At 75.0% G+C, this 11,617-nt stretch carries 7 protein-coding genes and 1 tRNA gene; 3 read left to right on the plus strand and 5 right to left on the minus strand.

The window, feature by feature from the left end:
* Positions 1-119: 119 nt before the first annotated feature.
* Positions 120-193: transfer RNA gene (locus JE024_RS23925), tRNA-Ile, on the plus strand.
* A 128-nt stretch (positions 194-321) separates the two neighbouring features.
* On the opposite strand, the gene JE024_RS23930 is transcribed toward JE024_RS23925, so the two are convergent.
* From JE024_RS23930 to JE024_RS23940, 3 genes are all read right to left on the minus strand, one after another.
* On the minus strand, positions 322-948 hold the full coding sequence (locus JE024_RS23930) for a DUF305 domain-containing protein (RefSeq protein ID WP_205375552.1): 627 nt from the start codon (positions 946-948) through the stop codon (positions 322-324).
* 188 nt (positions 949-1,136) lie between these two features.
* Complete coding sequence (locus JE024_RS23935; protein WP_244883047.1) at positions 1,137-1,598, minus strand: DUF6153 family protein; 462 nt, start codon at positions 1,596-1,598, stop codon at positions 1,137-1,139.
* A gap of 78 nt (positions 1,599-1,676) precedes the next feature.
* Positions 1,677-2,093 carry a VOC family protein gene (locus tag JE024_RS23940; protein ID WP_205375553.1) on the minus strand — a complete coding sequence of 139 codons (417 nt, stop codon included), beginning with the start codon at positions 2,091-2,093 and terminating at the stop codon, positions 1,677-1,679.
* Between the two features lie 517 nt (positions 2,094-2,610).
* On the opposite strand from JE024_RS23940, the gene JE024_RS23945 reads away from it, so the two are divergent.
* Entirely contained in the window at positions 2,611-4,296 is a 1,686-nt protein-coding gene (locus tag JE024_RS23945) for a ricin-type beta-trefoil lectin domain protein (protein WP_205375554.1), read from the plus strand.
* Positions 4,297-5,026: 730 nt separating this feature from the next.
* The gene (locus JE024_RS23950) at positions 5,027-8,722 is read left to right on the plus strand and encodes a S8 family serine peptidase (protein ID WP_205375555.1); all 3,696 of its coding nucleotides are present in this window, start codon (positions 5,027-5,029) and stop codon (positions 8,720-8,722) included.
* A 71-nt stretch (positions 8,723-8,793) separates the two neighbouring features.
* Here the strand turns inward: JE024_RS23950 and JE024_RS23955 are convergent, their stop codons facing one another.
* Together JE024_RS23955 and JE024_RS23960 are read right to left on the minus strand one after the other, a co-directional pair.
* Positions 8,794-10,149, minus strand: a complete 1,356-nt coding sequence (locus tag JE024_RS23955) for a carboxyl transferase domain-containing protein (RefSeq protein WP_205375556.1) — start codon at positions 10,147-10,149, stop codon at positions 8,794-8,796.
* Positions 10,142-11,599 carry an acyl-CoA synthetase gene (locus tag JE024_RS23960; RefSeq protein WP_205375557.1) on the minus strand — a complete coding sequence of 486 codons (1,458 nt, stop codon included), beginning with the start codon at positions 11,597-11,599 and terminating at the stop codon, positions 10,142-10,144. Before JE024_RS23960 ends, JE024_RS23955 begins: the two co-directional genes overlap by 8 nt.
* Between the last annotated feature and the right edge of the window lie 18 nt (positions 11,600-11,617).

The following is an 11,617-nucleotide window of genomic DNA, read 5'->3' on the forward strand; positions in this document are numbered from 1 at the left end:
CCGGGCGGCGACCAGCGGAGTCCTCATGGTCAGGCGTTGTCGACCATGCGAGGCAGGAGATCGTATGACCGGCTATGCTGCGGCAGACGGCGCGCACACATGTGCGCGACGCGCCGTTAGGGGCGGTAGCTCAGCCGGTTAGAGCAGCGGACTCATAATCCGTCGGCCGTGGGTTCGAGTCCCACCCGCCCCACCGCACGCCAGGCGTGCAGAATCGTTCACGACCGCCGCAGGGCCACGCACGAGCATGCCCCCCGGGCGCCGCACCGAAGGTGCGACGCGCCGGGGGTTTCTCCGTTCACCGCCCGGACGGCGGCGCGCTCACTCCTCCAGCAGGGCCTTCATCCGGGTGATCTCGGCGTTCTGCGCGGTGATGATCTCCTCGGCCATCGTCCTGGCCGGCGCGTGGGCTCCCTCGGTCCTCTGGGTCCTCGCCATCTCCACGGCGCCCTCGTGGTGCTCGACCATCAGGGACAGGAACGCGGTGTCGAACGCGGCACCCGACGAGGTCCGCAGCCGCTCCATGTCGTCGGCCGACATCATTCCGGACATCTCCCGGCCCGACCCGTGGCCGGCGTGGGGGTCGGCGCCCGTGGCGGGCACCTTCTCGCCCCAGGACGCCAGCCAGCCGGACAGGGTCCGGATCTCCGGGTCCTGGGCCGCGCGGATCTCCTCGGCGAGCGTCTTCACCTCGGCCGACGAGGCGCGTGCGGCGGCCAGTTCGGACATCTCCAGCGCCTGGCGGTGATGGGGGATCATGCCCTCGGCGAAGGTGACGTCGGCGGCGTTGTGGCCCCCGGCGGACTTCGCCGGGGCGGACGGGGAGCTGTGGGCGTCGTGCCCCGACGGGCCGTCGGCGCCGGATCCGCAGGCGGCCAGGGCGAGCGCGGCGGCCGCGGTGGCGGCGAGGACGGCGGCCCGGCGGGCGCGGGAAAGCTGTGCGGTCATGGTGATGCGACTCCTGTGCTGCGAAGGGCGCGAAGCGCTCCCGGCGGGGAGAGGCGCGGGTAGCGGTGCTCCGGGCGGGGCGGGCCCGTCGGGGAGGCGCGGCGCGGCGGTCTCCGGGCGCGGGGGCTTCGCGGGAAGGGGGCGTGCGGGCGCGGACGGCCGCCGGGAGGCGGCGCCGCGGGGGCTGCCTATATGCGCAGGACCTGGAGCTCGCTGAGCGCGGGCGGGCCGCGGCCGTCCGGTCCCGACGGGCCGTCGGGTGCCGTCGCGGGCGTCAGCGGGGCCGGCGCGCGGGGAGCCGGGGCGAGTGCCGGGAGGGCGGGGGTGCCGCCGAGACCGCTCGCGGCGCAGGTGCCGTCGGCGTGTTCGGCGTGCCCGCCGTCGTGGCCCCCGTGCGCGGCATGCACGCCGTCGTGGCCGCCGTGCCCTGCGTGGCCGCCGTCGTGGACCCCGGCCGCGGTGCGGGAGGCGTCCTCGTGACCGTGGCCGGGGTGCGCTGCGGGGGAGTGGGCGGCCGGGCGGGCCGTGGCGGCCGGCGCGGACACCAGGCCGTGCATCCCGAGCACACCGGCGAGGACCGCGAGGATCAGCAGCAGACGGGCCCGGCTTCCGCGGGCCCGGGGCATGTGCCGCTCCTGCCGCCGGATCATGCCGGCCATCGTAGGGGGGGCGGGCCGCCCGCGGCCGAAACCCCCCGGGAACAGGGGTGACGGCCGGGCAGGCTGGGGTCAGCTCTGGGTACCGGTGATGTTGACCAGCCAGGAGACGCCGTACGAGTCCGTGCACATGCCGAACACGTCGCCCCACATCTGCTTCTCCAGCGGAACGGCCACGGTCCCGCCGGCGGAGAGCTTCTCCCAGTAGCCGCGCAGTTCGTCCGCGTCGTCGCCGCTGAGGCTCACCGAGAAGTTGGTGCCCGGGCGGTGCTCCATGCCGGGCGGGTTGTCGGCGCCCATGAGGGTGTAGCCGCTGTCCGTCTCCAGCTGGCTGTGCATGATCTTGTCGGTGAACTCCTCGGAGGGCGCGCCGCCGAATTCGCCGAAGGTGTGGGAGGTGAGGGTGCCCCCGAAGACGCTCTTGTAGAACTCCATCGCCTGCTTCGCGTCACCGGCGAAGCTGAGGTACGGATTGAGGCGAGAAGCCACCTTGGTCCCCTTTCGTGACGTGATGTCGGAAGCGCAGCGTATCCGCGCCGCGCCGCCGGAGCGGGCGGGTCGTCGAACGTGTCTTTTCCGGGGCCGGGTGTGCGGAAGTGAAGGGGTTTCGTGCGGTAACCCGGACGAGTTCGGACCGCTTTCGGGCAAACGTCGAGGAACGGCACTCCAATGGGGTGGCATTGTTCCGCTGACCCGCGTTCACAGAAAGCGGTTCCCGGCCACGTAAGTTGTCCGGTCCTGTGCGGTGGGGAATGGCAGGAGTTACGGAACTCTTGTTCCTGACAGGGCAGTTGTGTCAGGGTGAGCCTTCGCATCCGAACAAACACCATTCTGATCAACCGTTCGAATTTCCTGTGGGTGGGCCTCTTCAAAAGAGAGGGCATCGCCACCAGAAGGTGCGTACCAACAGGTGCGCGTCTTTCGACCGGCCGCCGGCATCCGCCGGCCGGAGCCGATGGCCGAAACCGCAACCCCCCACCGCATTGCCATGGATGGAAAGACGTCTATGCAGCACCCCAGCACGCCCGGGAGCGTGCCCTCCCCGCCGGCCGGACCGGTGCCGGGGATCTCCGACGAGGAGCTCGCCGCGGCACTCGGGACCGACCACGCGACCCGGCCGGCGCACCCCGTCGCCGGGCTGCTCGCGCGCCACTGGCAGCCACTCTTCGACTACGCGGCCGCCTGCGCGCCCTCCGCGCGGACGGCCTCGATGCTCGCGACGGCCGCGTTCTCCCAGGTGCTCGACACCCTGGCGCGCAACGGGGTGACGGGCGCCGTGCGCCCCCACCTGCTGGTCACCGCCCGCCACATCGCCAAGGGCTGGGCCCAAGACCCGCGCGTCACCACGATGCTGCCGGGTCTGACGATTCCCGAACCGCCCGCCGAGAACCGCCAATTGGTGGCCCGCGCATTCCACGCAATGCCCATGGTCCCCCAGGTGCTGCTCTGGCACGCCGAGGCGGAGGCCGAAGGGATATCCGTCCCGGCCGGTCTCCTCGGAATCGACCCGCGCCTCGCCTCCGATCAACTCGGCCAGGCCCGCGAACAGTTCCGGCAGGTCTGCGTCCGCACCCACCGCGAACACGCGCCCACCGGGGAATGCCGCCACTACAACCGGCTGCTCGACATATCCCTGCGGCGCGGCGGGGAGCTGATCCCCGACATCCAGGTGCACCTTTCCGAGTGCCGCTACTGCCGGGACGCCGCCGAACAGCTCCACCAGTCCGACGGGCGCCTCGGGGTCCTGCTCGCCGAGGCGCTGCTCGGCGGTGCCGCCGGGGCCTATCTGGCCTCCCGGCCCGGACGCCGCCGCCAGGCCAGGCTCCGGGCGGGCGGACCCGACCGGCCCGAAGGACCGGGGCCCGCGGGACGCGGCCGCCACTCCCGCTCCGGCCGGGCGCGCGCCGCCCTGCCCGACCTGATCCTGCGCGGCCGGCGGGCCGCCGCCGAGCGGACGACGCCCACGGCACTCGGCATCGGCGCGGCGGTCGCCGTCACCGGGCTGCTCGTCGCCGGTCTGGCGTCCGCCCTGCTGCCGGACGACGAGCCCGACCACGCCGGACCGTCCGCACCCGGCGGGACGGTCACCGGCAGCGCCAGCCCCGCGCCCGGCGCGGGCGGCCCGTCCGGGGCGACCCCGTCGGCGCCGCTCCCCTCCACCACCTCGGCCGGCCACCCGGCCGCGCCGGTCACCCTCTCCCTGCGCAACGTCGAGGCCGACCTGTGCGTCGATTTCGCCGGCGGTGACGCGCGGGCCGACGCGGACATCCTGATGGCCGCCTGCTCGGCCTCGCCCAGCCAGCGCTGGGTGTACGAGACCGACGGACGCCTGCGCAGCGCGCTCGCGCCCGGGCTGTGCCTGGACTCCCGCGGGCTCGATGGCATCGTTGTCGCCGGCACGTGCACGGGCCGTGCGGCCCCCGACGGCACGGACGTCCGCTACGACCTGACGATCCAGGGGCAGATCGTGCCCCGCTGGAACGAGGGGCTCGCGGTGGTGCCCGTGTCGCCGGACGCCGGATCGCCCGTCGCCGTGAAGGTGCGGGACGACTCGCCGGAGCAGATCTGGGCGACGACGACCACGGCCCGGCCGGACTCCGCCCCCGCGCGCCGGTCCGCGGGCGACGGCTCCACCCCGAACACCACCGAGGTCGGCGCCCCGCCCGGCATCTTCAGCCCCTCCGGGGTCTGAGACGTCGGCGCGGGGGCGTCGTGTGCACGGGCTTTCCTCGGCCTGTGCGGGCCGGCGTTTTCAGCCCGTCCGGCGATTGAGGACACCGCGCGGAGCGTGGTGCTGCGGGCACGGCCTGCGGGGGTGATGGGGCGCGGGGGTCCGCTGCCTGTGCGGGCCGGCATTTTCAGCCCGTCCGGCGATTGAGGACACCGCGCGGAGCGTGGTGCTGCGGGCACGGCCTGCGGAGGCGATGGGGCGCCGGGGCCCGCTGCCTCTGCGAGCCGGTGGCTCCGGCACGGCCTGCGGCCGTGTCCTCAATCGCCGGACGGGCTGGGATCTCGTGGGCGACGCCCCGGCCTCCCGGCATCCCGCGCCCCCGGATGGGCTGGGATCTCGTGGGCGACGCCCTGGCACCCCGGTACTCCGCGCCCCCGGACGGGCTGGGATCTCGTGGGCGACGCCCTGGCACCCCGGTACTCCGCGCCCCCGGACGGGCTGGGATCTCGTGGGCGACGCCCCGGCCCCCGGTACTCCGCGCCCCCAACGGGCTGGGATCTCGCGGGTGACGCCCCGGCCCCCGGTACTCCGCGCCCCCCAACGCCCCTGCCCGCACCCCCTGGCGGGCTGCCGCCATGGCAGCTAACCGCCAGGGCGCGCGGCCCGCAAGCGCCTTCTCAGCCTCCAGACTGCTGCGCAACGCCCCGGCATCACCCCCGTCGACCGGGCGTGAACGAGGAGAGGCATCCCCATGACAAGAGCGCCAGCGAGGCGCCGGGCCCGGCTGATGGCCGCCGGGCTCTCGCTCGTAATGCTCCCCGCAGGACAGGCCCTGGCGGCGGGTGCGGACCGTGACCCGGCCGCCGGCGCGGCCGACCGTCCCGCCACCGCCGCCGCCCACGCGGCGCACACCGTCACGCTGATCACCGGCGACAAGGTGACCGTCACCGACCTCGGCGGCGACCGCAGCACGGTGACGGTGGAACGCGCCGAGGGCGCCACCGGTGCCGTGCGCAGCGAGGTCTTGGACGGCCGGGTCACCGTCGTGCCCGACGAGGCACGGCCCTACCTCAGCGCCGGTGTCCTCGACGAGCGGCTGTTCGACGTGACCGGCCTGATCGAGCAGGGGCTGCACGGCGAGTCCGGCCTGCCGCTGATCGTCTCCTACGGCAAGGGCGTCCGAGCCGCCGCGCCGCGCGGCGCCGAGACGGTGCGCGGTCTGCCGAGCATCGGCGGCGCGGCCGTCGAGGCCGCCGCCTCCGGGGAGTTCTGGCACTCCGTCACCTCCGGACGCTCCCGGGCCGCCTTCGGCGCCGGTGTCTCCAAGGTGTGGCTCGACGGGCGGGTGGAGGCCGACATGGCCGAGTCCAACGCCCAGATAGGCACGCCGAAGGCGTGGGAGGCCGGGCTGACCGGCAAGGGCGTGAAGGTCGCCGTCCTGGACACCGGCGTCGACGCCGGCCACCCCGACCTCAAGGACCGCCTCGCGGAGACGAAGAGCTTCATCGAGGGCCAGGAGGTCGCCGACCGCGACGGCCACGGCACCCATGTCGCCTCGACCGTCGGCGGCAGCGGCGCGGCCTCCGACGGCCGGGAGAAGGGGGTCGCCCCGGGCGCCGAACTCGCCGTCGGCAAGGTGCTCAGCGACGAGGGCTCCGGCAGCGAGTCGCAGATCATCGCCGGCATGGAGTGGGCCGCCAAGGACATCGACGCCAAGATCGTGTCCATGAGCCTCGGCTCCCGCGAGGCGTCGGACGGCACCGACCCGATGGCCCAGGCCGTCAACACCCTCTCCGCCGAGACCGGCGCCCTGTTCGTCATCGCGGCGGGCAACTCCGGCGCCCCCGGCAGCATCGGCTCCCCGGGCGCCGCCGACTCGGCGCTCACCATCGGAGCCGTCGACTCCGCCGACGAGGCCGCCTCCTTCACCAGCCAGGGCCCCCGCTTCGGCGACAACGCGCTGAAGCCCGACCTGTCGGCGCCCGGCGTGGACATTCTGGCCGCACGCTCCGGGCTCGCCCCGGGCGAGGGCCTCTACCAGGCGATGAGCGGCACCTCGATGGCCACCCCGCATGTCGCGGGCGTCGCCGCGCTCCTCGCCGAGAAGCACCCCGACTGGACGGGGCAGCAGCTCAAGAACGCCCTGATGTCGACGTCGAAGCGGCTCGACGCCTCGGCGTACGCGCTCGGCGCCGGCCGGCTCGACGTCCCCGCGGCCGTCGACGCGACGGTCACCGCCACCGGCTCGGCGGACCTCGGCTTCTACGCGTGGCCCTACGAGGGGAACGAGCCCGTCACGAAGACCGTGACGTACACCAACCACACCGACGCCCCCGTCACCCTGGACCTGGCGGTCGAGGGCATGCCCGCGGGCGTGGCCGCCGTCGCCGACTCCCGCCTCACCGTGCCCGCCCGTTCGACGGCGTCCACCACCGTCACCGGCGACGGCACCGGCGCGCCCGTCGGCAACTCCTCGGGCAGCCTCACCGCGTCGGTCGGCGGCGAGACGGTCGCCCGTACCGCCCTCGGTCTGGTGAAGGAGGAGGAGCGCTACACCCTCACCGTCCACGTCAAGGACCGTGACGGCGCCCCCGCCGCCGCCGGCCTGGGCGTGCAGCGGCTCGCCGCCGGCGCCGAGCCCTTCCCGGCCGCCGTCGGCGAGTCCGGCACGCTGGAGCTGCGCCTGAAGCCGGGCACGTACACCGTGAGCACCTTCCTCGACGTGCGCGGCAGCCACGGCGCGGACTCCCTCGGCCTCGGCTTCCTGACCGACCCCGAGATCACCCTCGACCGCGACCGGGAGATCACCCTCGACGGGCGCGAACTGCGCGAACTCACGGCGGACGTCGACCGCCGGACCGAGACCCGCCAGGTGCTGATGGAGTTCGACCGGGACGCGAACGGCGTCTCCTACGGCGGTGCGGTGCAGGTCCCGCCGATGTACGACAGCATTTTCGCGGCCCCGACCGACAAGCCCGCCACCGGCACCTTCGAGTACCGGACCGTCTGGCGGCTGGGCAAGCCGGTGCTGAGCGTCGAGGCGGGCGGCAAGCAGCTCTCCGACGCCACGCCGCAGGCGGGCGCGACCGTCCTGGACGGCCGCCGCAAGCTCGCGGTGGTGGACGCCGGCGACGGCTCGGCCGCCGGCTACCAGGGCAGGAACGTGCGCGGCAAGGCGGTCGTCGTCCGTCTCGGGGACGGCGTCCCCGCGCAGATCGCCCAGCGCGCCCAGGACGCCGGAGCGGTCGCCCTGTTCGTCACCGACGACACCCCCGGCCGGCTGATGCAGTGGTTCGGCACCGAGGCGTACGAGGACCGGCCGCTGCACGTGGCGACCGTGAACGCCGCCGACGGCGCACGCCTGGCCGATGCCGCCCGCCGCGGCCGCACGGTCGAGCTCGACGGCACGCAGTACACCCCGTACGTGTACGACCTCTCGCAGGGCCACCCGGGCCGGGTGCCCGACCGTGACCTCGCCTACCGTCCGTCCAAGCGTGAACTGGCCGTCCTGGACGCCAAGTTCCACGCGGCGAAGCCCGCCGACGGCGGCGAGTTCCGCTACTCGATCACCGACACCTTCCCGATCGGCTTCGGTTTCCAGGAGCGGGTCGCCTTCCCCGCCGAGCGCACCGACTACGTCTCCACCGGCCCCGGCCAGCTCTGGCACGAGTCGATGAGCAACGGCCCCGGCGCCATCGAGCAGCGCAGCGGCACCCCCTCCTACAAGGGCGGCACCCGCTCCGAGCTGAACTGGTTCAAGCCCGTGCTGCACCCGTGGCTGGGCACCGGCCTCGGCTGGGGCCAGACCCGCACCGGGAACGACCTCGCGTTCAACACCCCCGGCTGGGGCGACTCCGGGCCCGACCACACCGGCTTCGGCGACGTGTGGACGGACACCTCGATGACGCAGTTCACCGAGCTCTGGGTGGACGGCGAACGCGTCGACCGCAAGATGAGCTCCGGCCTGAACCACTGGGACGCCGATCCGGCCGAGCGGACGTACCGGGTGGTCACCGACACCACGCTCGACCCGGAGCGCTGGCGGCTCGCCGTGAAGGGCCACTCCGAGTGGACCTTCCGCTCCGGCGAGACCCCCTCGGACCGCCGGACCCATCTGCCGCTCCTCAACCTCGGGTTCGACATCGACACCGATCTGCGCGGTGACGTGCGCGGCGGCAAGCGGCTCGACCTCGGCATCTTCGCCGAGTACATCGAGGGCGCCGAGAAGACCGGCCGGATCACCGGCGGCACGCTGGAGGTCTCCTTCGACGACGGGAAGACCTGGACGACGGTCCGTCTCGACGGCGTCCGCGGCAAGGCGGCCGCCTGGGAGGGCTCGGTCCGCGTCCCGTCCGGCGCCGGGCACATCTCGGTGCGCGCCTCGGCGTCCGACGACCGCGGCGGTTCGGTGAAGCAGGAGATCATCCGGGCGGTGGGCGTGCGGTAACCGCCGCATCCCGCACCCCGAAGGGCCCGGCGCCTCCGCGCCGGGCCCTTCGTGTGCGCTTGTGGTGCCGCTCAGTGCGGCGCCGGGCCCACGATGCCCCGCACCACGCCCAGTTCGGCCAGATCCTGCGGGCGCAGCCGCAACTGGTCGGCCGTGTGCGCGACCCGTGACGGGTCGCGCTTGAGGATCGCGGCCGCCCATTCCGGGGCGATCACCGAGAAGTAGCTGTCCGGCGTGGCCCAGGTGCGGCCCGGCGCGGCCAGGGCCAGCGCCCCGCCCGAGCCGCCCTCGCCGATCAGCAGACTGGTGACGGGGGTGCGCGCGGCGGCGATCGCGCCGAACAGCCCGGCGATGGCCGCCCCGGCGCCCGCCCGTTCCGCCTCCGCGTCGTTGGCCGCGCCCGGGGTGTCGACCAGGGTCAGCACCGGCAGCCCGATCCGTCCGGCGAGTTCCACCACCCGGGCCGCCGTCCGGTAGCCGGCGGGCCGGGTCGCGGTGCCGGCCTGGGCCGCGTAGGCCACCGGCCGTCCCCGGTGCAGTCCCACCCCGCAGAGCATCCCGGGGTCGTCGCCGCCGCAGCGGTCGCCGCGCAGCGGCTCGCGCCGGGTGAAGTAGTCGTCCAGGTACGCCGCCGCCCGCGGGCGGCGCGGGTCCCGGGCCGCCTCGACGGCGTCCATGCCCGAGCGCGGCAGCCGCACCTCCGCTCCGAGTGCCCGCGGCACCGGCGCCGCCGCCGGCGCGGTGTCCCCGCCGCCGAGGGCCCCGGCCCAGAACGCGACCGTGTCCCGGAGCGCGTGCTCCGGCACCACGTCGTCGACCTGCCCGGCCGCGAGCTGGCCCTCGGCCGTGTAGGCGGCCGGGTCCGCGCCGGGCGGGCGGACCCGCGAGCCGGCGAAGCCGACCTGCGCCCCGGGCAGCGCGAGGACCACGTCGGCGCCGGCGCCGAGGGTGGCCCAGCCGCCGCCGGTCGTCGGGTCGCGCAGCACCGCGAGATGCCCGACGCCCGCCTCCCGCAGCAGCACGGACGCCCGCGCCACCCGCTGGAGCTGGCCGAGCGCGACCATGCCCTCCTGCATCCGGCTGCCACCGGTCGCGATCAGCGACACCAGCGGCCGGCGGAGTTCGCGCGCGAGCGCGTACGCGGCCTCCAGCCGGTCCCCGGTGCGTTCGCCGAGCGAGCCCCCGAGGAAGCCGAACTCGAAGGAGAGCACCACGCACGGCACACCGCCGCAGCTCGCCTCGCCGTAGACGACGGACTCCGCCGACCCCGTGCGGCGGGCCGCCCGGTCGCGGGCCGCGCCGTAGCCCTCCCAGCCCAGCGGGCCGTCCCCGGCCGGCGGCACCTCGCCGAGCTCGTGCTCGGTGAAGGCGTCGCAGACCAGGGCGATCGCCTCGCGGGCGGAGATCCGGACGCCGGGGTCAGCCATCGCCCAGCGCCCGCTTCATGATCTTCCCCATGTCGTTGCGCGGCAGGACGTCCAGGAACCGGACCTCCCGCGGCCGCTTGTGCGGGGAGAGCTGGGCGGCGACGTGCCCGGTCAGCTCGTCCGCGCTCGGCGGCGCGGCGGGGTCGGCGGCCACCACCCAGGCGACGATCCGCTCGCCGAGGTCCGCGTCCGGCTCCCCGGTCACGGCGGCCTCGCGCACGGCCGGGTGGTCGAGCAGCACGTTCTCGATCTCACCCGCCCCGATCTTGTAGCCGCCGCTCTTGATCAGGTCGGTGGCCTTGCGGCCGACGATCCGCACGGAACCGTCCGCCGAGCGCACCGCCATGTCACCGGTGCGGAACCAGTCGCCGTCGAAGGCGGCGGCCGTCGCGTCCGGCCGGCCCAGGTACTCCGTGAACAGGTTGGCGCCGCGCACCTGGATCTCGCCGATCGTCTCGTCGTCCAGGGCGGTGATCTCGGTGCCGTCCTCCTCGACGAGCCGCAGCTCCACCCCGCGCAGCGGCACCCCGACCGAACCGGGCCGGGGCTCGGCGTCGGCGCGCACGCTGGTGTTCATGAGGGTCTCGGTCATCCCGTACCGCTCGATCACCCGCCGCCCGGTCGCCGCCGCGATCCGCTCGTGGTCCGGCAGCGGCAGCGCCGCCGAGCCCGACACCAGCAGCCGCGCCCCCGCCAGGGCCTTCACCAGCTCCGGGTCGCCGGCCAGGGCTTCGGCGATGCGGTGGTACATCGTCGGCACGCCGAACAGCATCGTGCCCCCGGCGCCCAGCTCCCGCGCCACGCCCTCGGGGCTGAAACGGCCCAGGTGCCGCACCTCGCCGCCGCGGCGCAGCGGCCCGAGGACGCCCAGGATCAGCCCGTGCACATGGAACAGCGGCAGCGCGTGCACCAGGACGTCGGCCGCGTCCCACCGCCAGGCGTCCTCCAGCGCGTCCAGCGTGGTGGCGACCGCGCGCCGGGACAGCACGGCGCCCTTGGGCGGCCCGGTGGTGCCCGAGGTGTAGACGACCAGGCCCGCCGCGTCCGGCTCCGGCTCGGTGTCCGGGATCCGGCCCTCGCCGGTGACGTCCACGTCCACCCGCTCCAGCGCGTCCAGCGCCGCCGGGAGCCGTTCGCCGGGGGCGGCCAGCACGAGCGAGGGGGCGCTGTCGCCGAGGATGTGGGCCAGTTCCCGCTCACCGGTCCTCGGGTTCAGCGGGACGACGGGGGTGCCGGCCAGCAGCGCGGCCACCGCGCCGACCGCGGTCTCCAGGGCCGGGGTCGCCCACAGCGCGACCCGTCCCGTTCCGGCGTCCGCGCGCAGCCGGGCGGCCAGCGCCCCGGCCGCCCCGGCCAGTCGTCCGTACGTCAGGGACCGCTCACCGAAGCGCAGGGCCACCGGGTCCGGGCCACCGGGCGTGCCCGTCAGCGCCGGGAAGAGGGAACTCAACTGTCGACCTCCGGATCT

This window comes from Streptomyces zhihengii, from assembly GCF_016919245.1.
GTDB lineage: Bacteria > Actinomycetota > Actinomycetes > Streptomycetales > Streptomycetaceae > Streptomyces > Streptomyces zhihengii.